The sequence below is a fragment of the Shewanella fidelis ATCC BAA-318 genome (genome assembly GCF_000518605.1).
GTDB classification, from domain to species: domain Bacteria; phylum Pseudomonadota; class Gammaproteobacteria; order Enterobacterales; family Shewanellaceae; genus Shewanella; species Shewanella fidelis.
Genome location: NZ_JADX01000004.1, coordinates 442,524 through 466,658, shown reverse-complemented (window position 1 = coordinate 466,658; position 24,135 = coordinate 442,524). Strand labels below are relative to the sequence as shown.

The window sequence follows — 24,135 nt, the reverse complement described above, 5'->3', positions numbered from 1 at the left end:
AGAACTAAAGCGATAAGAAAAGCGCAGCCTAAATCGGCTGCATTTTTTAGAATTAATAGAGCGCTATCTACTCTTTTATCAACTAATTAGCAATTAGGGCGTCACCGTTACTTCAGCTGAGCCCGATACCGTTCCCATAGTTGCTGTCACTGTGGCTGTACCAACGCCTATAGCGTTAATCGTATCTCTATGACCATAAGCGACATTATCATCTGTTGAACTCCAATTGACATATTTAGCGTAGTCAACCACATCCCCATTGCTATAAGTTACCATCACCTGCACAGTTTGATAGTCTCCATTTTTGAGGGTCAGGTTATTTGGAATAATCTCGACTCGCTCTGCAACATTAGGCTTAACATTTAACAACAAACTATCGCTAAGTCCTGCATATGATGCCGATATGCTAGTGGCACCTTCAAGGCTGACTCCCATCGCTTCACCTGCTCGAGCGTTGCCTGTTTCGATTGATATTGTATAAGGATCGTCACTTTTCCAATCAGCATCTAAGGTAATATCAACTACACTGCCATCAGAGAAATAAGCATTCGCATAAAACTGCTGTATATTTTCAGAAAAAACCGTATCTACTCGAGGAGTGATCTCTATCCGCTCTATCACAGCCGCGGTAACTTGAGCACTGACACTATCTACGACGCCCTCAAATTGAGCCGTGATCTCACTCATACCGATAGCCCTTGCGGTTGCAATACCGCCATCTTTACCTGAGGTGACGATGTGTACCACATCTGACTGGCTCGAAGTCCAAGTCGCTAACTCAGTGACATCTTGAGCAGGTCTATCGATAAAAGTTGCTACCGCTTTATAGCGTCCCTGAGTACCTATCGGCGCCGATAAATTATCAGGAGTCACCGTTAACCCTAGCAGCTCACTATCAAGGACATTGATCCTCCCTTGCCCTTGAACACCTTGATATATTGCAAAGGTATCTGTGATTCCAGACTCTATGCCGTATGCAACACCATTATTATCAATAGAGACTTTACTCGCATCACCGCCTCGCCAGTCACTAACGTTTGTAACCTCTTTTTGAGTTATTGTCCCACTACTATTTCTATAAATCGCAAACGCCTGTAATTGGGTCGTTTTATTAACAATAACATAGGTATCCGCAGGCTCCACTTGCACACCTAAGTACTCAAAATCGCTAACCTTGAGTTGAGCTTGGGCCTCAATACCTGAGTAACGCGCTGTTACAAACGTCTGACCTTGACTATCACCAGTAACCTGCCCTGCAGAGCGCCCAGATGGAACAATGTGGGCTATTGAGTCATCAGCCAAACTCCATGTTGATACTGTCGATACATCATTTGAATAGCCGTCAGAGTAGAATGCCCTCGCAACATACTGCTGGCTTTCATTAATATTTATCGTTGAACTGACAGGGGTAACTTGCAGATCCACTAAAGCAGGTTCTGTGACGAGCAACGAGGCCTTAGCAACGAGTGACTGATAACTCGCTTGGATCTCGGTGCGACCCGATAGCAAAGTATGGGCAACACCTTGTGAGTCTATGGTAGCAATATCGGTCTCGCTACTCTGCCAACTCGATTCCAGTGTCACCTCTTTGTTGCTACCATCAGTAAAGCGAGCATAAGCTTGGTATGCTTGATCAAGCCCCGCTGCAATCGACGCATCGACCGGAGACAGGGTTAATTCAACTAATTCCGCGGGCGTAACTTGAACAACCGCGCTATCGATTGCCGTCAAATATTGCGCTGTAACTTCTGTTTGCCCGAGTCCCATCGCGCTAGCAAAACCACTACTTTCAGCTCCAGTGCCGATATGCACTATGGCGTCATCATTAGAACGCCAAGTCGCCACTTCAGTGATATCTTCAGAGCGATTATCGGTATAAAAAGCACGAGCATTGAATTGGCCTGAAGTCCCTAAGGGCACACTGGCAAAAGTGGGAGTTACACGAATATAGCTCAGCTGTGCATCTGTTACCTTCAGCTCTGCTGTTGCGTTAAAACCTATGTAACTAGCACTGACCTGAATATTGCCCGACCTATAGCTTTGAGCGACTCCAAAACGATCTAGTGTGGCGATATCGCTATCGGAGCTATTCCAACTAACTAGTTCGGTAAGCCGTTTACTACTGCCATCTGAAAACACGCCTGTCGCCTGATAGGGCTGACGAAGCCCCGCAGCAATGCTGCTATAAACCGGCGAAATCACCAGCTTCTCGAGTATGGCGTCGGTCACTGTCACATCGACTTTATCACTCAGTCCTGCAAATTCAGCTTGTACTTTGGTTATCCCTAACGCAATGGCTTGTGCAAAACCTGCCGTAGCGCCAGTTGCGGTAATATTGACTAAACTTGGGTCACTAACACGCCAAGTCGCAAGATGAGTGACATCACTAGTGTGTCCATCGGAATAAAATGCATCGGCGCGATACTGCCCTGTGGTTCCCAATGGCACTGACACATTTGCAGGAGAAACTTGAAGGCCAGTAACGACAGCATCTGTCACCTTAAGTTCGGCAATAGCAGATACGCCGATATAGCTGGCCTTAATCTGAGTATCTCCCTGCTGATAACTTTGTGCTAGGCCATGTTTATCTATCGTTGCAACACCTAAGCGACTTGATTGCCAACTTGCCACATGGGTTAACTCTTTATGGCTGCCATCAGAGAATATGCCAAACAATCGATATTGTTGAGTATTGCCCGCTGCGATGGTGGCTGTTACCGGTGTTATTGTCACTGACTCAAGTACTGCACTGGTCACATTGACATTAGCACTTGCCTGCATGCCTTGATAGCTAGCCTCTACAGTTGCGCTTCCTTCAGTAACACCTTCGGCAAGACCAATAGTGTTAACTTGCACGATGGACGGAGACAGTGAATTCCAATTCGCTAAGCTAGAGACGTCACTGCTATGACCATCAGAGTAATAAGCCGTTGCTACAAGCTTTTGCTTATAACCTAGTGCAATTGAGCTATCTACAGGTGAAACCTGCAATTGAGTGATAACGGCATCGGTCACGGTTAACTCAGCAATCGCCTGCATCCCCAAATAACTAGCAACGATATTTACCCGGCCTTCGGTTAAGCTGTGAGCAACACCAAAAGTATCGATAGTGGCTGTATTAGTATCGCTGGTTTGCCAATAAGCATAAGCTGTTACCTCTTTACTGCTGCCATCTGAAAATAATGCGAACAGTTGATAGTCCTGAATATTGCCTGCAGCGACACTTGCGCTAACGGGTGAAATAATAAGTCTTTGTAAAACGGCAGGAGTCACTTTTACTGTTGTTTCACTGCTGACCGTTGCTGATGCGACAGTCTCAGCTCCCGCTTCTAGAACAGCTGAACTCACCCCCGCATAGGTGGCAGAGATCGCGACTCGCCCCTCTGCTAACGCGCTTGCATAACCGCCATCTGCACCAGAATTGACAATACTGACAAGCTGTCGATTACCCGACAACCAACTCGCTTGCTGAGTCACATCATCACTATGGCCATCAGAATAGTAAGCCGTTGCACTATACTGGCCTTGGGTGCCGACCGGCACTTGCAAATCAATCGGTGAGATCTGTAATTCAACAACCTTTGCTTCAGTAACAGTTAGCTCAGTAGATTGACTTAGCCCTAGATAATCAAAGCGAATGTCAGTAACACCAGCTAAGTAAGTATCAGCAAAACCCGCATTTTCAGCGGTTATGCCTATAGAGGCTATTTGTGGCTGGCTACTTTGCCAATAGCCCTGAGCGGTAACATCTTTTGTACTGCCATCACTGAAGCTTGCATAGGCATGATATTGCACTCTTGCACCAGCAGGCACTTGAGTATTGATTGGTGAGATCTGCAGTGAGGTGATTACGGCATCGGTCACTTCTATCAATGCATCTGCATCTTGCGCTTGATAACGAGCACTAATGTTTGAGGTACCGACCGCTATAGCTATTGCATCACCAGCATTTTGTCCTTGTGCAACAATGTCGAGCACTTCAGCCTGAGATGCCGACCAAACTGCTTCACGGCTTACGTCTTTTACCTGACCATCGGAAAAATAAGCGGTAGCAACATAGCTGCCTTTGGTGCCAAGCGGCACAGTACTTTGAGTTGGAGTGACAACCAAATTACTGACCTTAGCATCCTCGACCGTTAAACCTGTGCTATCCGATAAACTTGCACCAGCAAAAGCAAGGGTTGCTTGTACTTGAGTCTGACCTAGCGACTTAGCAACTAAAAAACCTTGTTCATCAATAGTTGCAATATCAACAGCGGCACTGCGCCAAATTGACTGCTTTGTGACATCAATACTTAAGCCATCTTCTAAAATTAGGTGTGCTTGGTACTGTAAACTCGTGCCATTAGGAATTGCCTCATCAAGCGGGCTTATCAATAACCTGCTAGGCTTAGTCGCAAGCACAACCAGTGTTGCCAATGCTTCTTGAGTAGAAAACAGTGCTTTTACTTGTGTAACGCCAACCGCAAGACCGGTTGCTATAGCAACATTCTCTCCAGTGCTTTCTAGTGTTGCGATATCGGCGTTTAAACTTGTCCAACTTGCCTCATTAGTCACATCTTGTTGATGACCATCAGCAAATAAAGCTAAGGCTCGATAGTTCTGGGTCATTCCAACCAATATCTGAGCCTGAGCGGGTTCAATATTCAATGCCGTTAGCGCGGCATCTGTCACCCTAAGTGTCGCTGAATCGGTTAATACACTGCCCCCTTCTTGCAAAGGATTAAGCGTTGCCGTTATCTGTACCTCTCCAGCTAAGCTGCCCTGCGCGATACCAGCAGCAGAAATGCTAGCCAAATCTGGCTCACTGCTCGTCCAGCTGACTTGTTGAGTGACATCTTTGCTTGCACCATCACTGTATGTTGCGATGGCTTTATAAACTTGATGAGTACTTACCGCTATCACACTATTGTTTGGAGTAATATCAAGGGCAACAGCATATGCAGGGCAAGGGTTATCAGGTCCGCCGCAGGCACCGGTAGGAAAACCATCATCATCGCCACCACAACCGGCTAAAATCAATAACGTAAATAAAATGAGATTACGCTGTAGTTGTTTAAATATCGACATGCTTAGATCTCCGGCTTCATTGCTGATGTCGTTGATTGAATATGTACTAGGACTCGGCGATTCTGATGCCGATGTGAAGCAGTATCATTTTTCATGACGGGTGCCAGTTCACCATAACCGTGAACCTCAATTTGTTCAGCTTTTATCCCCGCTGTAATTAAGTAGTCCGCCACAGCTTGCGCCCTACGCCAAGATAACGCTAGATTGTAATCATCACTGCCTTTTGAGTCGGTATAGCCCTTAATGTTGACAATCGATGCAGGAAATTGGCTTAATCTTTCAATCACAGGTGTTAACGCATCCGCATTGGTTAGTTCACTACTATCAAAATCAAATAAACTGACAACAGTGATTGCGGGTAACACCACAGGTTTAGGTGTTACTGGAGGAGTTTGCTCAGTTAAGCTCAACGACGTCTCTGTAACTGGTGATTGGGTTTTGTTAGAGCTTTGACCAAAGCGATAGCTAATACCTAAAGTGGTTAGGTGACCATTGCTGCCACCAATCAACTCGCTGCCAAGGCTATCAACATATTGATATTCGAGTCGTGCGCTCCATGACGGTGATAGCTTATATTCAATCCCAGCTCCTAACATAGGAGCCCAATCCGAATCTGATTGATAGCTATTAGGCCCACGGTTATCACCATCCCAATAGAAACTGCCCGCCTTTGCAAATAGTTCAAGGTTTTCGCTTAAGCTAAATCGTGTCACGGCAGAGAGCTCCCAGCCCTTCATACTGCCGGTATAAGTATTATTTACACCGCTTTCCGAATAGTTGGCAACGGCTTCACCAAGGTCGAGATATGCAGTCTCAAAACCTAGGAATTGCCAAGCTTGATAACCTGCATAAGCCCCAAAACCCACATCATTACCATCGCAAGTTATGCTCCAGCTTTCACAGGCGTTTTGATAATGCATCTGGCCAACCTTTGCCCCCAGATAAAAATAGGGTTGAAACTGTTTTACCGCTTCTACGTCTGCTACGTGTGCTACGTCATCAAGTTGTGCTGCATGAGCCCGCATAAAAGGCAGACATAGCAGAGTCGACATGAAAAATGCGACTCTTCCGATTGAACTCAGTTTAAACATGGCTTATTCCTTGATAACGATATGTAACAAATGCGCAGTACAACCGCGCATAGTAGCCCAAACTGATTACATAACCATATCGGCCGCAACAATAAACATTATAAGTAACACTTATTGATCGTTTATTTCTTATTGTTTTTATTACTTATTTAATCCATAACACTGAAAAGAGAGGCAATGCAGAAGCTGTTTTTTATGAGTTACTCGAACATTTACCCACTGACAACGATTCGCTATCATAGATAGCTAAAATCAAAACAAGGTGTATCAAAAATGAAAGTAGTTTTAGCTGTTGTAGTGATTGCGTGTGTTGTTTTTTACTTTTTTACCTCGATGAACAATCAAAAAGCGGCTAAAGAGAATATCGCCATCGGCAGTGCTTTTTTAGCTGAAAACAAACTAAAAGACGGTGTGATAACCACTGCATCTGGTCTGCAATATCAAGTATTAGAGCCAGGAACAGGTTCGGTACACCCTAAAGCCAGTGACACTGTGACTGTGCATTATCATGGCACCTTAATTGATGGCACTGTATTTGACAGTTCAGTTGAGCGCGGAGAGCCAATTGCATTTCCGCTTAATCGTGTGATTAAAGGTTGGACCGAAGGGGTTCAACTTATGGTTGTTGGCGAAAAAACCCGTTTCTTTATTCCAAGTGAACTTGCCTACGGTAACCGTAGTGCGGGGAAAATTGGCGGTGGTTCAACTTTAATCTTTGATGTCGAGCTGATCAGTATCGATTAATATCCTTTTGACTATTTTATAAAAACAAAGCCCGAATGGTTAACCATTCGGGCTTTTCATTAAGTAGAGGCAATCGTGTCTATAGCCATAGAAATCCCGTTATTAACAACGAGGCATTTCAAGTACTAAGCTTGGTAACCAAATGGATCATCGATAGAATGTGCAGGTTTGGTAAACCAAACAGGACCTTGCTCTGTCATATAGAAATGATCTTCATGACGCACGCCGAACTCTCCCGGTACACATAACATGGGTTCATTACTGAAACACATGCCCGCTTCAAGCGGAGTGTGATCGTTTAGTACTAAATACGGCCATTCATGGATATCTAGACCCACACCGTGGCCGGTACGATGCGGCAGACCCGGTACATCATAGCCAGGGCCAAAACCTGCAGCTTCAAGTACATCACGGGCAGCGCGATCCACACTGGCACAAGTTGCACCTATTTGAGCTGCCTCAAACCCCGCTATCTGCGATGCTTGTTCTAATTGCCACAACTCACGTTGGCGAGGGCTAGGCTCACCGAACACATAAGTACGGGTAATATCTGAGTTATAACCATGTAGTTGACAACCCGTATCAATTAATACGGTGTCGTTAAGCTCAAGTACTTTAGGCGACTTAACCCCATGCGGATAAGCGCTGTCTTCACCAAACAACACAATACAAAAATATGATCCCGCTGGAATACCCACTTTAATATGCGCAGCATTAATAAAGGCTTCCACTTCACTCGTAGTGATCCCTTCATGCAAAATACGCGCAACAGCTTTATGCACTTCTAATGTCATGTCTTTAGCGCGCTGTAACAAGCTCAATTCAACCGCTGATTTAATCATACGGCAACCCGCAGTCACCGGCTTAGCATTGACATAGTTAAACTGCGGATGCGCTTGGCGCACGCCATCAAAAATAAAGAAAGCCGCTGACTCATCAATACCGATATCACCTGAGGTAATCCCCATGTTCGCTAATACGTTACCGAATAATGCAAATGGGCTCTCATCTTCTTGCCACGTATTTACTTTGCCACCAATGACCATATAACCATTTAAGGTATCAACCTCAAACGCAGGCGCTATGTACTCAAGCTCGCCAGTAGCAGGTAAAATAGCCCCAACCATACGCTCACTGGCGTACCAACGAGTCCCTGTGTAATAGTAGAGGTTTGTTCCAGCATTTAAGTAGATAGCCGCGATACCTTGCTGTTGCATGATCGCCTGTGCTTTTGCGATTCGAGCTTGATACTCTTCGCGACTAATAGGTTCAACACCTTGAGTCATATCCGCTAGCTTTGCTAATTCTTGCTCTGCGGTAGAACCGCCAACACCTATCGTCATATCAGTACCTTTCAAATTTCATCACTTAATTTGGTTATATCGCCATTGGGATAATGGCCGATGTTATGACATACTTTCTAGCATAAAATATACAATTCGTCAGTAACAAATAAATATAGATGCAAATTATTGTGGTTAACTCCCATACCACTTACACCACGCTAATGACCGTTTAAAATTAATAGTCAAATAGGGCTTTTAAACTTTGAAGCCTACTAAGCCTTGCTATTGCGGTCTTTAGTGAGATAACCACTGTCAAAGAAGTTATCCCTCCCCAAAAAATTAACCTTGAAGCATGCCCTCGCTTTACTAACTACCACTAACCGTCTTAAAGAGGCTTAGTAATAGAGGTTACTGCATTATCTATCGCCTATTTAGGTACGACGCTACAGGTATAGATTCATGCACAGATTTGCCTTTTACCAACCTTTACCCGCTCTAGGGTTACTGCTTAGCAGCAATGCCTGCGCACAACAAACGACTCGAGAGGTGAAGTCGCAGTCTTTAACTTCACTGCTGCAACCTTTGTCTTACCCTGCCAAAGCACATCAGAGTGTTAACTTTAAGAGCGCCTTCTATGATGTCGGACAAGCTCGCCATATCCGAAATGCAGCTAATACTCGATAGTCTACTTTTAGGAGGAACCATGGAATCGACTTGGCAGGAGCTACATACCAATAAGTTTGATCAGGCTATAACCTTTTATCGCCAAGCGTTTAACTGCGATATTCGCGAGGTTAGCTCTCGTTTCAATAGTCGCTATGCACTAGTGATAAGCAAAGATGAACAAAAGCCGATAGCAGGGATCATCGAAAGCCACCTCTCTTGTGGCTGGAATAGCTACATAGCGGTAAATAACTTAATTGATACCCTAACCTTAGCAATGAGTCTTGGCGCAACCAATATCCAACCTTTCGAGATCCCCAAAATAGGTAGTGCCGTCGTACTTCACGACGCCAATGGCCAAGAGTTATCACTCATTGAATTTGAAAATAACAACCTACTTAAGAAGATAGTGGCATGAGAATAAAACAACGTGTGAGCATAGCGCTTATTTATCTTACTTGCCTTTTGTCCGCTCTATGGCAATCTGTTAGCGCAGAGGTTGTAGACTGGGCAACACCAATAGGTAAGCAGCGCTTAATTGAAGCCGAACTAACCCAAGACTTTTTTAATTTGGCCCCTCACTTTGAAGGACAACAAAACAAAGTTTTTTGCGGCGCAGCCTCAATGACCATAGTGGCAAACGCATTAAGAGTGCAAGCCGATGGGCAGCAAATCCCGTTAGATAACAGTTTGGTCAAAGCCCACGAGAAAGCATATTTCCCCGACGGTGTTAGTCCGCTGTTTCACCGCTATACTCAGACCACTATTCTAGCAAACACGCCGCTAACCAAAGCGCAGTTACTCGGTGAGCCTAAAGCAAATAAATTGAGCAGAGACTTTGGCTTACAGCTAAGCGAGCTAGCACACATCGCACGCTCATTGAATTTACAAGTCGCACAGACATTCGTTGAGCCTGCCAAACTGGCTCAACAGCAATATCACACAGCACTAAAGCAACAATTGCTCAACGCGCTAAATGAACAGCATCAGCACATTATAATCAATTACTCTCGGGCTAGATTATCGCAAAAAGGTGCTGGCCACTTCTCACCGCTTGCGGCCTATCACCAAGGTTCAGATTCTTTTTTAGTAATGGATGTATCAAATACCTACCAAAACTGGGTATGGGTCAGCAGCAACATCCTATTTGAAGCCATGGCAACTACCGACGTCAATCGCAGCCGAGGGTTTATTGTTATTCAAGAAGCTGTATAAGCAATTAATAAACGGGCTAAAAGCCCGTTTATTACCTTCACTAAGCTGTTATTTACTCAACATAGCCTTTAAACCGCGGCATACCACGGTTTCATAAGCATCGACTCGATTAATCTTTACCTTAGCAACAGGTATAGGCAATGCCATCTCTTTAATGGCAGCCACGCAAGCTTGGTAATAATGCGGATTATTCATTAAGCTGCCCGCTAGATAGATCTGTGACGGATTAAATAGATTAACCACCCATGCCAAGCTTTGACCAATATAACTGCCAGCACGTGCAATATCATCACTTCGAGTCCAGTTGCGGCGTTTTATCGCTGCACCACTGGCGAGCTGTTCAAGACTAAACTCACCAAACTCGGTCATTATTCGACAATGGCCTAACTCACCAGCCGTAGCGGAAGCTCCAGTGAAAGGCACACCGTTAATCGCAATAGACATACCAATGCCCATATCACACATAACTAGTAGCTCACACTCCTGCTTGCTCCCCATTAATGCGTGTAAACCAGCATCGCTGTCATTCGCTATTATCACTTGTTTAGCACCAGTATACAGATCGTCTGCACTTAACCCCTTGAGGCCCGGTAATGACTGACAAGATACCAATTGCTGAGATTGCACTAATCCCGGCACGGCAATGCCTAAGCCATAATCCTCTAAACCGTAGTCTTGCTCTAAATCTGCGATTTGCGAATTTAAATTATTAATATTAAATGCGTCTGTTATCGCGATTTTATATTGCTCAACTCGTCCCTGCGTCGTTATTTCAAATAACGCTTTTGAACCGCTAATATCGATTGTTAATGTTTGCACTTAGCACTCCCATGAGCATGGATACACCACGACTAATCGCATCCCAACGAACAAACAAAATACTAACATAATAATGACTTACCCCCTATAGGCGGTTAAATATTAACTGATAAGGGATTTTAGTTATCTGTAATATGTTCAACTTGCCTATGTTGGGCTTGCTAAACCACTTAGCCACTCTACAAACGTTACAGTGTGGTACATAAGCTGCAATGTTCTGCGTATCTATGCTAATCTGCGCGCTAAATTCGCACAAAAACAAATCGCTTCAAGCGCAGTAGATATACCAGCTTGAGTGCTAATAATGGAGTTTAAATGTCAAATACCATTGCAGAACGCCTAAATGCCATCCGTAGCGAAATGGCAAAATCAAACCTAGACGCATTTATTATTCCACGCGCAGATGAATACTTAGGTGAATATGTTCCCGAGCACAATGAGCGCATGCTGTGGGCAAGTGGATTTACAGGCTCGGCAGGCAGTATCATCGTATTAAAACAAACTGCCGCTATTTTTGTCGATGGCCGTTACACAGTTCAAGTGCGCCAACAAGTTGATGGCCAATTATTCGAGTATTTAAGCCTGTACGATACCCCGCAAGCTCAATGGTTAATTGAGCAGCTTGGTGCTAATAGCAAAGTTGGTTTTGATGCTCGTTTACATACCTTAGCTTGGTTTAACCAAACTCAAGCGGAGCTTGCTAAAGCCCAAATTAGCCTTATTCAAGTTGCACACAACCCGGTGGATCTAAATTGGACTGACAGACCCACACCAACCTCAGCTCCAATTATGTTATTCAATGAGCAAAGCGCTGGCAGAAGCAGTCTAGATAAACGCACGGCAATTGGTGCGGATATTAAAGCACAAGGTGCTGATGTTGCGATTATTTCGGCACTAGATTCATTTTGTTGGCTACTAAATATTCGCGGTAAAGATATTCCATGTTTACCTGTTGTATTAGGTACAGCGCTATTGCACGCCAATGGCGAAATGGTGTTATTTACCGATTTGAATAAACTGCCAGAGAATATTCAGCAACATGTAGGCACAGGGGTTAGCTTTAAGAATGAATCAGATCTTGCAGCTGAGCTTACTGGACTAAAAGGGCAAAAAGTACTTGCAAGTCCAGAGACCTGCAATGCATGGCTACAACTTACCGCTCAAGCTGCCGGCGCACAGTTAATTGCTGGCAGCGATCCAGTAGCCCTGCCCAAAGCACAAAAAAATGCCGCAGAACTTGCAGGCATGAAGGCTTGCCATATCCGCGATGGCGTGGCAGTTAGCCGTTTCCTTGCTTGGCTAGATCGCGAAGTGGCAGCCAACCGCCTATACGATGAAGCGGTACTAGCAGATAAACTTGAAAGCTTCCGCTTAAGCGATCCTATGTATCAAGAGCCAAGCTTCGATACCATTTCAGCAACTGGCGCAAACGCTGCTATGTGTCATTACAATCACAACAATGGCACACCAGCACAAATGCAGATGAACAGTATTTATCTTGTTGATTCTGGGGCTCAGTATTTAGATGGCACTACCGATGTGACTCGTACTATCGCTATTGGCGATGTAACTGCTGAGCAGAAAAAAATGGTCACTTTAGTATTAAAAGGCCATATCGCCATCGATCAAGCTAAGTTCCCTAAAGGCACCAGTGGCATGCAGTTAGACGCGTTTGCACGCCAATACCTATGGCAACACGGTTATGATTTCGACCACGGTACTGGCCATGGCGTAGGTCACTACCTTAGCGTACACGAAGGCCCACAAGGAATCGCAAAAGGCCGCTCAAACGTTGCATTACTTGAAGGCATGGTGCTATCAAATGAGCCTGGCTATTACCGCGCTGAAGAGTTTGGCATTCGCTTAGAAAACTTAATCGCGGTGCGCCCTTGTGAAGCGCTGGCAAATATCGAACGTGAAATGTTGGAGTTTGAAGCGTTAACCTTCATCCCTATGGATTCTCGATTAATCGATAAACAGTATCTAACAGAGTCTGAAGTTAGTTGGTTTAACCAATACCATCAGCAAGTTAAAGATAAACTGACTCCGTTTATGCAAGGTGAAGATTTAGACTGGTTAAGTAAAGTAACTGCTGCAATCTAACCACTGGTTGACAGGCTTTAGTTAACGGGGATGAAAGCAGCGCTTACGGCGCTGCTTAACCGCGAACAATATTGCAAAAGTACAGGTTTTAATCTAATACCAGTCAGTAGAAAAGTTTGCTATACTCCGCGGCCGCCATTTTTATGGTACACAAATGCTAGCGTGCGTTAGTAACTGAATTGTTGAACATAGGACTCCTCAATCATGAGATTTGAATCATTTAGTTTTGCTCCTGAGATTTTGCGTGCAATCTCTGAATGTGGTTATGAAAAAATGACACCAATTCAGCAGCAAGCGATCCCTGCTGTACGTCGCGGCCAAGATGTACTTGCTAGTGCGCAAACAGGTACAGGCAAAACCGCTGCATTTGCATTGCCGATTTTACAAAAAATGCTTGATAACCCGAGCGCCGCCGGCCGCTCAAACGCTAGGGCGTTAATTTTAACCCCAACTCGTGAGTTGGCTGCGCAAATAGCCGATAACATTAATGACTATGCTAAATACTTAGATATGACAGTTGTTACTGTGTTCGGTGGTGTCAAAATGGACACTCAAGCGACAAAATTAAAGCGTGGAGCTGATATTATTATCGCCACTCCAGGTCGTTTACTCGAACATCTTACCGCCTGTAACTTGAGCCTATCCAATGTTGATTTTCTCGTTTTAGACGAAGCTGATCGCATGCTTGATATGGGCTTTAGCGCTGATATCCAGAAGATCCTTCAAGCGGTAAACAAGAAGCGTCAAAACCTATTGTTCTCAGCAACGTTTTCATCAGCTGTTAAGCAACTAGCCAATGAGATGATGGTAAAACCAAACGTTATTGCGGCTGACAAACAAAACACCACCGCAATTACCGTAAGCCAAGTCGTATACCCAGTTGAACAGCGCCGTAAGCGTGAGCTTTTATCTGAGTTAATTGGTAAGAAAAACTGGCGTCAAGTACTAGTATTTACCGCAACTCGCGACGCGGCAGATAAGCTTGAAAAAGAGCTAAACCTAGACGGTATTCCAACTGCGGTTGTACATGGCGAAAAGGCACAAGGTAGTCGTCGCCGTGCATTACGTGAATTTAAAGAAGGTAAAATGCGCGTACTGGTCGCGACAGAAGTTGCAGCACGCGGCCTTGACATTCAAGGCTTAGAGTATGTCGTAAACTACGATTTGCCTTTCCTAGCTGAAGATTATGTTCACCGAATTGGCCGTACTGGCCGAGCAGGAAAATCAGGTGTAGCAATTTCATTTGTTAGCCGTGAAGAAGAGCGCACTCTAGCTGATATCGAAAAACTCATTGGTCAGCAACTGCGTCGTATTACTATCCCAGGTTACGAAGTTGGCAGCCGCGATCTGCTGATTAAACAGCTACAAAAACGTCGCAGTTTCGCCAAGAAACAGCAGCGAGTAGATAATGTGGGCGCACAGGTTATTGCAGAAAAAAATATGCAAGGCCGTCGCGTTAAAGTGAAAAATGCCTCACCAGCAAAAATTAAGAAGATAAAATAATCGCTGTACGGACACCAAATTATTTTATGAACAAATAAGGCACCTTTTGGTGCCTTTTTTGTTCATGGCGATTATTCCTTATGCAATGAAAGCAATTTGTGCTCTACGCGGTCTTGTCAAACGCAACCCCATTTTGCTTTAAAAAAGGAATAATAATGCTAAGAAATACCTTTGCCGCTCTGGCCCTAATTATCAGTAGCGTAACGTTAAGCCATAGTGTTAATGCGAAACCCATTGCTACTGATGAGTTCAGCGTTATGCCATTAATGAACGGCCAAACGATCCCGGCTGCAAGCTTAAAAGATCTTAACGATCGCACCGTTGATATTGCCCAAATAACCCAAGGTAAGCCCAGCGTGATCTTTTTCTATCGTGGTGGTTGGTGCCCATTTTGTAATTCACAAATGGGTCAACTTAAAGCGATTGAGCCACAGCTATTAGACATGGGCTTTCAACTTATTGGCATATCACCTGATACACCAGCAAAACTAAAGCAGTCGATGACACAGCAAGAGTTATCTTATACTTTGCTATCTGACGCTGACTTAGAAGTAACCAAAGCGTTTGGGTTAGCTTACTTTACCAGTGAAAAAGTCACTAAGCGCTACATGAACAAAATGCAGCTTGAAAACAAACTATGGCAAACACCTGAAGGCCAACAGCGTTTAGTGCTTCCTGTCCCTGCAGTATATATAACTGATGGCAATGGCTTAGTGCACTTTCAATATGTAAATCCCAACTTTAGGGTACGACCTGCACCAGAGCTCATCATGACCGCAGCAAGTTTAATTAAGCAATAAACAATAGCCCGTGATCAGACTAAATAGCGGTTTACGGGCTAAGTTAATTTCGCAGCAGCGACACATTAGGTATAATCCCTTCGCCGTCACCTTTTACCACTTCCATACGGCGGAGAACCAATGTCAGATATCACCTATAACCAAGCTGTTTTACAATTTGCCACGGCAGGTTTAGCAGCCCTTGCTGAAGCTAGCGCGAAAAGTAGTAGCGTTAGAACCCCTGCAGCAGAAAGCCACTTTCTATGTAGTTGGATGGTAACCGCTTTAAAGCAGCGTACTTTTTCTAAGTTAATCGCAGATGATTTAACCCTATGGGTGCGTCAAGGTCGCAGCATGGGTGCAGGTGCAGAACTCAAAACTCTGCTAGAAAAAATAAAGGCTCAATATAGCTATATTAACGATAAGCAATCAGGTTTGGGCTTAGCGATTTACAATATGCTTGCAGAGCTTGAAAGCCAGGAATGGCTAGTGATTACCGATCAAGAAGTGACTAAAAAACTTAAGCTTGATAGTGATGGTTGCAATAGCTTAATCATCTCTGATGACCAATTTACTCAACGTATCGTCGATGGTGAATTAATAAAACCTATTACACTTTTTGTACGTGCCGATGAAATGCTATTTGCCCAAATTGCATACCAACATGATTTAATACTTAGCCCTGGAAACAAAAAGGCTTCTTTGATTAAGCATCATAAAGCTTATCAAATCTGGCCTAAAAATTTACAACCCGCGCTAACCATTTTACAGCCAATAAACCCATAGTGTTTATGAGTTAAACGACCTGCTTATTCAGGTCGTTTTTACTTTAACAGGCTTTAGCAAGGCTTGTGGTTGATTCTGCTAACCATACCCTGCCGCGCCTAGCCACTAACACCACTAACTCTCCTTCATCAAACTCTATCCCACTATAATTCGGCTCAACAAACACCTGCTGCTCTTGCTGGTTTTTATCGATAACCACAGCGGCACGAGGAAAGCCTTGGCTTGCACCACCAAAAGTGACTTTGGCAATACAACCATTGAGATCATCAATCGATACCACAGTTGAAATACGATAACTTAGCCTGTCGGCAATGTTCTTTCCCAAATAATGGCAACAAAAACACATTACCAATAATGCAATAGGTAGACTGATAGATTGTGGCTGTAATTGTCCAAGCATACTTAGAGACAGTAAGTTGAAACTTAATCCTGTAATTGCAAAACAGGCTAGAGCAAGTGAGAACCATACTAAGACAGGTAAACGATGAATACATAACCAATTTGCAAGCCTAAGCAACGGGCTAGCTTGCTTGTGAGTCTGTACACCGTCATCCGTATGCAGTGGCTCATGTAGCAAACCTATCAGACTGGCTCCAATCACTAGAGATAAAGATTCCAGTAAACCTAATAGTAGTACTAGGCTTAACGAAATTGCATAAGGTAAGTTTTGCTGGCTCAGCAAAAAAGTGACCATTCGTCCTCCCTGATATTTATCAAGCTGCATCCGCTGCAACTCTTTGAAGCCTAAAGCATTAAATAAAGGCTTGATTCATATTGATGCTAACACAATATATGTTGATAACAAGCAAATAAAACCAAGCGACCTTTCTAAAACTCGCAAGTTTTACGCTTAACACTTAGCGGGCATGTAGCAACATGCTAGCATTAGCCAATATCCCCTTAAAACAAGCAGCAGTATTATGAGCCTAAATAAAGCCCACCACTATCAAACCTTAGCTACGCATTTTCAGAGCATTAGCCATTTTGAGCACCTTAGTGCATTAGGCGATTGGGACCAAGCAACCATGATGCCTATCGGGGGAGGCGAAGCTCGAGGTGCAGCAATGGCTGAACTCGCAACACATATCCATAGTTTAAAAACAGCACCTATGCTGGCAGATACCATTAAAGAAGCGCAACAAGAGGCACTTACTGCTGAACAACAAGCTAATCTGCGTGAAATGAACTATCAATATCTGCAAGCCAATGCAGTGCCCGCAGACTTGGTTAAGGCCAAAACAAAAGCGGCGTATCATTGCGAACAAGCGTGGCGAGAGCAACGTAAGCATAATGACTGGCAAGGCTTTAAACCCAATTTAGAAACGCTCATGTCGCTAGTAAAAGAAGAAGCAACTATTCGTGCGCAAACGTTAGGAGTCAGCCCCTATGACGCACTATTAGATAAATTTGAGCCCGGCATGACCACGGCAAAAATTGAGCATATCTTTGGTCAACTAAAAAGTTGGCTACCTTCACTTATTCAGCAAGTACAAGCCAAACAAGTCTCTGAGCCCCGCTATGATATTCCAACTGCGACAGCTAGCGACCAAGCCCTACTTGGCCGCGACGTCATGAAGGCTTTAGGGTTTGACTTTAATCATGGACGGCTTGATATTAGTAGTCATCCATTTTGCGGTGGTGTATCGAGTGATGTTCGCCTTACCACTCGCTATGATGAAGCTGACTTTACCAGTGGCTTAATGGGCATTATCCATGAAACCGGCCACGCTAAATATGAGCAAGGACTACCACTGGCTTGGCGCGGCCAGCCAGCAGGGCTTGCACGGTCTATGGCACTGCACGAAAGCCAAAGTTTGTTTTGTGAAATGCAGATTGGCCGCGGGGCGAGTTTTTTAAAACTGATCCAACCTCTGTTAAAACAGCACTTAGGCTGCCAGTTAAGTCACCAGCAACTGACCAATATCTACACTAGGGTCAGTCCAGGTCATATCCGTGTCGACGCTGATGAAGTCACCTACCCTTGTCATATTTTGCTGCGTTTTGAAGCTGAAAAATCTCTTGTATCCGGTGAGCTAGCCGTTGCAGATCTGCCTGACTTCTGGTCAGCACAGATGCAAGAGCTACTTGGGATCAATACCGATGGTGACTACAAAAATGGTTGCATGCAGGATATTCATTGGGCGGTAGGCGAACTAGGTTATTTTCCAAGTTATACACTAGGCGCTATGTATGCAGCCCAATTCAAGCAAGCAATGGAACAGAGCTTAGGTGCTGTTGAGCAAGCCATTGAGGCAGGCAAACTAAGCGATGTGATGACTTGGCTAGAAGCCAATGTATGGTCAAAAGGCAGCTTACTGAGTATTGATGAGCTAATGATTCAAGCAACGGGTGAAACGCTTAACCCAATACATTTTAAACATCATCTTGAAAACCGCTACCTGTAAGCCCTAAGCCAATAAATGCTACAAACTCACTGCTCTATCGCCTATAAACGCTAGAGCAGTCTTTTATCTATTGCCATAGTAGGATTAACCAATGAATTTACGCCCCATAACCCATGCAGACTGGCCCCATATTTTAGATATTCAGCTTGAGTGCTACCCACAAATTGAGCCTGAGTCTCTCGAAGTATTACAAAGTAAATGGCAAGCTTCACCGGATAGTTGTTTTGTCATGGAACTCGATAACAATATTATTGGTTACTGTCTTGCTCACCCTTGGTTACTTGATAACCCGCCGTCACTTGAGCAACAGCTTAATCAAATAGAACAAGCCAATACGCTTTATCTGCACGATATTGCGCTATCAGCTAAAGCTCAGGGCAAAGGCGCTGGTAAACAAGCGTTAGCAAAATTAATTAACTTTGCAAACTGCAATCACTTCGCCAACATCTCTCTGGTCGCTGTACAGGGCGCACATCACTATTGGGGCAAACAAGGCTTTATTACTAAACCTATTAGTAAAGATCTATCGGCTTACCCTGCCGATGCGCGTTATATGGTTTATACCTTGTAGCCAAGATTTGTTATCATAGACAAACTTTCCTTAGAGACGCTAGAAAATGGCAACCAGAATCACATACAAATTTAAAAACCAAGCAAAAGAGATCAACTTTGCTTATGACAAATTTCATGACATATATGAAGCAGTTGCCGCTGCTGAAGGTATTGATTTAACAAAATACCTCATGATGGAACAGCAAATCGCTATGACCTCAAAAGGCTCATCAGCAGTAAAAGATTTTCGTGATAAAGAGTTTGCGCGATTTGGCTTTAGCGACATCTATTACCACAAAGACGACGCCAAAAAGTAATAAGGTTTGAACCAGACACTGTTTATCACCATCCTAAAAACCTAATAAAAAAGTGATATAAATGACGACTTCATATCTACCAAATAATGAACATGCTAATTTCCCACGCGCTGGGTTTATCAAACGTTTTGGCGCAATTGTTTACGACTTGATGCTAGCCGTTGCAGTCTACATGGTCGCAGGTGCTATTGGATTCGGTATTTTTACCGGTTTAACCGCCAGCGGCATTATTGATATGGCGGGTTTTGAACATGTCTCTGATCTGCTTAATGGCACACCTTTATACAAAGGGATCTATCAGTTTTGGATTGTGATGTGCGTAGGTCTGTTTTATATCAGCTTTTGGAGCTATGGCGGACAAACCTTAGGCATGCGAGCATGGCGTCTAAAGATCCAACACCCCAATGGTCAAAACCTGAGTATGATCACCGCTGCGGCAAGGCTGGTTTGGTCACTATTAGGCATTGGTAACTTGTGGATTTTGATTAACGGTAACAAGTTAGCGTTACAAGATATGATGACCCGATCAGAAGTGGTTGTACTTTCAAAAGAAGCTAATCAAATGCGCAACTGGCGCGGAGTTTAATCCTTCTCGCTAGTTTCAAAATTCGATAAAAAAGCCAATCACAGATGATTGGCTTTTTTGTATCACAGCTCGCTATTTCCTAATAAAGTAGAGAGCGCCAATAGCAAATATCAGTGCCGGCATACCTGCGCTAATAAAGGCTGGTAATCCATACACAATACTTAGCGGGCCAAATATTTCACTACAAATATAGAAGCTAAAGCCCGCAACGACACCAAGCAGCACCCGCGCCCCCATGGTGACAGTTCTTAATGGGCCAAATACAAACGATAGCGCCACCAACATCATCACTGCCACCGTTACCGGTTGCATCAACTTGCGCCACAAAGCAAGCTCATAACGTTCTGAGGCTTGATGGTTACTCTCTAAGTAATCAAGGTAATCTAACAAGCCTTCTATCGACAGCGCTTCAGGTTTAACTGATACCACACTGAGTTTTTCCGGGGTTAAAGACGACACCCATTTATCTTGCTCAAGATTAACTAATACAACCTGTTCGTTTTTAAGCGTAGTACGACGTACGTCTCTTAGTAACCAATACTCATCTTTATACTCAGCCGAATCAGCATGGACTGTACTGGTTAAGTTTGTCGTATCATCAAACTCATATAAGGTAATATCGCGTAAATTATTAATGTCAGCAGCACCACCGATATTAACGAATAAGTCACCATCTTTAGCCCAGATCCCACGACTTGAATCAATCAAACTACCGCCGGAAACATTGGTTCGTTTGATCTCTTTAGCCCGCAACTCAGCCACAGGCGCAACCCATTCAGTAAGCATCATCACGATAATCATTAGCGGTATAGCTGTTTTCATCGCAGACATGGTGATCTGCAAACGAGACAAACCGGCAGATTGCATCACCACAAGCTCAGAATTCGATGCCAACATTCCCATACCAATTAGGGCACCTAACAACACCGCCATAGGAAAGAACAGTTCAATATCTCGTGGCACCAAAAACAGCACATAAACAGCAGCATCCATCATGGTATAAGTACCACGACCAACAACACGTAATTGGTCTACCCACTTAATGATGCCTGACAAGCCAGTTAAAATCAGCAACGCTAAAGATGAAGTACTAATCAATACTCTGGCGATATAAAAGTCTAAAATTCTCATACTTTAGCCGCCTTTTTGCGCTTGAATAGACCTGAAATCTTAGCGCCGAACGGCCGCTCTTTACCTAACAGTAATATACCTATCATCAACGCTGAGGCATGGATCCACCACATGCCTAAATATTGAGGTATAACACCATCTTCTAATGATTTACGTCCAGCAACCATCAAGCCAAAATAACCTAGGTATAACAAGATAGCTGGGAACATCTTGGCAAACTTACCTTGACGGTTATTCACTCGCGCCATAGGTACCGCAATTAACGTCATCAACGGAATTGCAAGTGGAATAGCTAAACGCCAGTGAAATTCAGCTGTCGCTTCTGGACTATCAATCTTCATTAGCTCATCAATTGGCATCGCTGACAATTTACGGCGGCGTTCATCAACTGCTTGCTCTTTAATCTGCATTTGATAGCCACCGAACTCAACGACCTGGTAATCAACACGTTTAGGATTGCCCTGATATTGCACGCCGTCTTCAAGTTGCAAACGTTGGCCACCAGTACCGTCCTCAATCACTTTACCACTGCGAGCAACCACGACATTGGCGACACCAGTTTCATCATCAGGATCAGGCAATTGCGCAACAAACACTTTATCCAGTTTGTTATCACGACCAATACGCTCAACAAACAGTACCGCACGGCCATTTGGACTGGTTTGAAAACGTCCTTGGGTTAACGCAGCCAGTCCTGCTTCAGATTTTGCGTTTTCAAGCACTTGATTTTGCTGCTCCTCCGCCCATGGCGCAACATATACCGCAAGAAAACCTGTAAAAATCATATTCACTACTGCAAGTAATAGCGTTACCCGAGTGATATACCACTCACTTATACCCACACCATGGAAAATAACCATCTCATTTTCGGCATACATACGCCCATGAGCTAATAAAATGCCCAAAAAGAGACTAAGAGGTAACACCAAGACAATCAAAAATGGCATGTTAAGACCTAGCAAGGTCATAACTAAGGAGGCTGGAAATTCGCCATCAGAGGCATCAGCAAGCACGCGCACAAAGTGTTGGCTAATAAAAATAGCTAACAGTACTAAAAGTACTGCTATTTGCGCTTTTAAAACTTCTCGAATCAGGTATCTAAATACAATCACAGTGAGGATCCGGTCTCCAAACGTTCATTTATGCTGGTATCAATACAACTTTCATGTAAACTGTCTACTTTTAGTAGTTTTGTGACCAACAATTACATAACATGGCTAGGGAAAACACCTGAAAAAAATACAATAGGGTGCGCCATATTTAAGCCCTTTTTGGGCACAAGCAGACATTATCTAATAAATAATAAAATTTGTCTTTAAGAATCTAGGAGAGCTCATGGAGTTTAGCGTAAAGAGCGGCAGTCCAGAAAAGCAACGCTCAGCTTGTATCGTCGTAGGTGTATACGAACCAAGACGCTTGTCTGGTATTGCCGAACAGCTAGACAAGATCAGTGAAGGCTATATCAGTAACTTACTTCGTCGTGGTGATTTGGAAGGAAAGCCAGGACAAATGTTGCTGTTACACCATGTACCAAATGTACTTAGCGAGCGCGTCTTGCTAGTCGGTTGTGGTAAAGAGCGTGAACTTGATGAACGTCAATACAAGCAAATCATCACCAAAACAATCAACACTTTAAATGAAACGGGTTCAATGGAAGCAGTGTGTTTCCTAACTGAGCTCCATGTTAAAGGCCGTGATACTTACTGGAAAGTTCGCGAAGCAGTTGAAACCACTCAAAATAGCCTTTATAGCTTTGATGCACTAAAAACCCGTAAAGGTGAAACTCGTCGACCACTGCGTAAACTGGTCTTTAACGTACCGACTCGCCGTGAACTCACCGTTGGCGAACGTGCTATAGAGCATGGCATGGCAGTTTCTGCTGGTATGCATCTATGCCGTGACGTAGCTAATATGCCGCCAAACATCTGTAATCCTGCATATCTAGCTTCTCAAGCTCGTCAAATCGCTGAAAATACCGAAAACCTCACGGTAACAACTGTAGGCGAAGAGCAGATGGAAGCGCTAGGAATGAACTCTTACCTTGCGGTTGGTCGTGGTAGCCACAATGAGTCTGTAATGACCATTATGGAATACAAAGGTGCAATTGATAACACTGAAAAACCAATCGTATTGATTGGTAAAGGCCTAACCTTTGACTCAGGTGGTATCTCGTTAAAGCCTGGTGAAGCCATGGATGAGATGAAATATGACATGGGCGGTGCCGCCGGTGTTATTGGTGCCATGAAAGCCCTATGTGAAATGCAGTTACCAATCAACGTTATTGGTATTTTGGCTGGCTGTGAAAACATGCCATCAAGCAATGCATACCGCCCTGGCGATATTCTAACGACGATGTCAGGACAAACGGTTGAAGTACTTAACACCGACGCTGAAGGCCGTTTAGTCTTATGTGATGTATTAACCTACGTAGAGCGCTTTGATCCTGAACTTGTTGTGGATACCGCAACCTTAACTGGCGCTTGTGTGATCGCGCTTGGTAAGCATGCATCAGGACTATTCTCTGGCCATAATCCACTAGCACATGAGCTACTAAATGCTGGTGAGCAAAGTGGTGACCGCGCATGGCGCATGCCGCTATGGGATGAGTATCAAGAACACTTAGAAAGCCCGTTTGCAGACATGACAAACTTAGGCGGCCGTGCTGCTGGTTCTATTACTGCTGCATGTTTTCTATCTCGATTTGCCAAGAAATATAACTGGGCACATTTAGATGTAGCAGGCACAGCATGGAACAGCGGAGCTAACAAAGGCTCTACTGGTCGTCCAGTACCGCTATTAACTCAGTTCCTAATCAATCGTGCTGGCGTTGAACAAGGCGAATAATATCTAAATAGCCAATAACGATTAAAAAGGCCAAACTTTGTCAAGTTTGGCCTTTTTGTTGCTCGCTAGCTTTGCCTGAAAAAGCAAACATGTCCACTATTGTCATTACCAAAAACACTTCAAATTTGCGATCTAACTGACAATATATTTCTCAGCTTGATATCGACAGTAATTATTTAACCTATACAATACGCGCACCCATGCTGATTTAAACTAAAAGCTCTGCCTTTTGTAGCTTTAG

20 protein-coding genes are annotated in these 24,135 nt (G+C 44.0%); 13 read left to right on the top strand and 7 right to left on the bottom strand.

Annotation, left to right across the window (positions count from 1 at the left end):
• Positions 1–93: 93 nt before the first annotated feature.
• On the bottom strand, positions 94–5,070 hold the full coding sequence (locus tag L884_RS0101985) for an Ig-like domain-containing protein (RefSeq protein WP_028765917.1): 4,977 nt from the start codon (positions 5,068–5,070) through the stop codon (positions 94–96).
• 2 nt (positions 5,071–5,072) lie between these two features.
• Complete coding sequence (locus tag L884_RS0101980; protein WP_028765916.1) at positions 5,073–6,161, bottom strand: OmpA family protein; 1,089 nt, start codon at positions 6,159–6,161, stop codon at positions 5,073–5,075.
• A 273-nt stretch (positions 6,162–6,434) separates the two neighbouring features.
• Between L884_RS0101980 and bamJ the strand changes: the two genes are divergently transcribed.
• Entirely contained in the window at positions 6,435–6,905 is a 471-nt protein-coding gene (gene bamJ / locus L884_RS0101975; RefSeq protein WP_028765915.1) for a BamJ family beta-barrel-assembly machinery protein, read from the top strand.
• Between the two features lie 125 nt (positions 6,906–7,030).
• Here the strand turns inward: bamJ and L884_RS0101970 are convergent, their stop codons facing one another.
• On the bottom strand, positions 7,031–8,248 hold the full coding sequence (locus L884_RS0101970) for a M24 family metallopeptidase (protein ID WP_028765914.1): 1,218 nt from the start codon (positions 8,246–8,248) through the stop codon (positions 7,031–7,033).
• Between the two features lie 402 nt (positions 8,249–8,650).
• On the opposite strand from L884_RS0101970, the gene L884_RS0101965 reads away from it, so the two are divergent.
• From L884_RS0101965 to L884_RS0101955, 3 genes are read left to right on the top strand one after another with little or no spacing between them, the layout of a single operon-like run.
• A complete protein-coding gene (locus L884_RS0101965) occupies positions 8,651–8,875 on the top strand; it encodes a hypothetical protein (RefSeq protein ID WP_028765913.1) in 225 nt (74 codons plus the stop codon).
• Positions 8,876–8,894: 19 nt separating this feature from the next.
• Complete coding sequence (locus L884_RS0101960) at positions 8,895–9,272, top strand: VOC family protein (RefSeq protein WP_028765912.1); 378 nt, start codon at positions 8,895–8,897, stop codon at positions 9,270–9,272.
• Positions 9,269–10,069, top strand: coding sequence for a phytochelatin synthase family protein (locus L884_RS0101955; RefSeq protein WP_037410160.1), 801 nt, complete (start codon positions 9,269–9,271; stop codon positions 10,067–10,069). Before L884_RS0101960 ends, L884_RS0101955 begins: the two co-directional genes overlap by 4 nt.
• A gap of 48 nt (positions 10,070–10,117) precedes the next feature.
• Here the strand turns inward: L884_RS0101955 and L884_RS0101950 are convergent, their stop codons facing one another.
• Positions 10,118–10,888, bottom strand: a complete 771-nt coding sequence (locus L884_RS0101950; RefSeq protein ID WP_028765910.1) for an ROK family protein — start codon at positions 10,886–10,888, stop codon at positions 10,118–10,120.
• 315 nt (positions 10,889–11,203) lie between these two features.
• On the opposite strand from L884_RS0101950, the gene L884_RS0101945 reads away from it, so the two are divergent.
• The 4 genes from L884_RS0101945 (at position 11,204) to L884_RS0101930 (ending at position 16,059) form a co-directional block, all read left to right on the top strand.
• On the top strand, positions 11,204–12,991 hold the full coding sequence (locus L884_RS0101945) for an aminopeptidase P family protein (protein ID WP_028765909.1): 1,788 nt from the start codon (positions 11,204–11,206) through the stop codon (positions 12,989–12,991).
• Positions 12,992–13,195: 204 nt separating this feature from the next.
• Positions 13,196–14,494, top strand: coding sequence for a DEAD/DEAH box helicase (locus tag L884_RS0101940; RefSeq protein WP_028765908.1), 1,299 nt, complete (start codon positions 13,196–13,198; stop codon positions 14,492–14,494).
• A gap of 155 nt (positions 14,495–14,649) precedes the next feature.
• Positions 14,650–15,294: a peroxiredoxin-like family protein gene (locus tag L884_RS0101935; protein ID WP_028765907.1), complete on the top strand. Its 645-nt coding sequence runs from the start codon at positions 14,650–14,652 to the stop codon at positions 15,292–15,294.
• A gap of 120 nt (positions 15,295–15,414) precedes the next feature.
• A complete protein-coding gene (locus L884_RS0101930) occupies positions 15,415–16,059 on the top strand; it encodes a DUF2913 family protein (protein ID WP_028765906.1) in 645 nt (214 codons plus the stop codon).
• Between the two features lie 43 nt (positions 16,060–16,102).
• Here L884_RS0101930 and L884_RS0101925 read toward each other — a convergent pair whose 3' ends face one another.
• Positions 16,103–16,753 carry an OB-fold-containig protein gene (locus L884_RS0101925; protein ID WP_028765905.1) on the bottom strand — a complete coding sequence of 217 codons (651 nt, stop codon included), beginning with the start codon at positions 16,751–16,753 and terminating at the stop codon, positions 16,103–16,105.
• A 226-nt stretch (positions 16,754–16,979) separates the two neighbouring features.
• Here L884_RS0101925 and L884_RS0101920 point away from each other — a divergent pair, with 226 nt between their 5' ends.
• From L884_RS0101920 to L884_RS0101905, 4 genes are all read left to right on the top strand, one after another.
• On the top strand, positions 16,980–18,464 hold the full coding sequence (locus L884_RS0101920; protein ID WP_028765904.1) for a carboxypeptidase M32: 1,485 nt from the start codon (positions 16,980–16,982) through the stop codon (positions 18,462–18,464).
• Positions 18,465–18,555: 91 nt separating this feature from the next.
• Entirely contained in the window at positions 18,556–19,035 is a 480-nt protein-coding gene (locus L884_RS0101915; protein WP_028765903.1) for a GNAT family N-acetyltransferase, read from the top strand.
• A gap of 46 nt (positions 19,036–19,081) precedes the next feature.
• On the top strand, positions 19,082–19,333 hold the full coding sequence (locus L884_RS0101910; RefSeq protein WP_028765902.1) for a DUF2960 domain-containing protein: 252 nt from the start codon (positions 19,082–19,084) through the stop codon (positions 19,331–19,333).
• 61 nt (positions 19,334–19,394) lie between these two features.
• Positions 19,395–19,919, top strand: a complete 525-nt coding sequence (locus L884_RS0101905; RefSeq protein ID WP_028765901.1) for an RDD family protein — start codon at positions 19,395–19,397, stop codon at positions 19,917–19,919.
• 72 nt (positions 19,920–19,991) lie between these two features.
• Here the strand turns inward: L884_RS0101905 and lptG are convergent, their stop codons facing one another.
• Positions 19,992–21,050 carry an LPS export ABC transporter permease LptG gene (gene lptG, locus L884_RS0101900; RefSeq protein ID WP_028765900.1) on the bottom strand — a complete coding sequence of 353 codons (1,059 nt, stop codon included), beginning with the start codon at positions 21,048–21,050 and terminating at the stop codon, positions 19,992–19,994.
• Positions 21,047–22,162, bottom strand: a complete 1,116-nt coding sequence (gene lptF / locus L884_RS0101895; RefSeq protein WP_028765899.1) for an LPS export ABC transporter permease LptF — start codon at positions 22,160–22,162, stop codon at positions 21,047–21,049. The genes lptG and lptF overlap by 4 nt, the downstream gene beginning before the upstream one ends.
• Before the next feature lie 223 nt (positions 22,163–22,385).
• Between lptF and pepA the strand changes: the two genes are divergently transcribed.
• Complete coding sequence (gene pepA, locus L884_RS0101890; RefSeq protein WP_028765898.1) at positions 22,386–23,894, top strand: leucyl aminopeptidase; 1,509 nt, start codon at positions 22,386–22,388, stop codon at positions 23,892–23,894.
• Positions 23,895–24,135 lie beyond the last annotated feature (241 nt).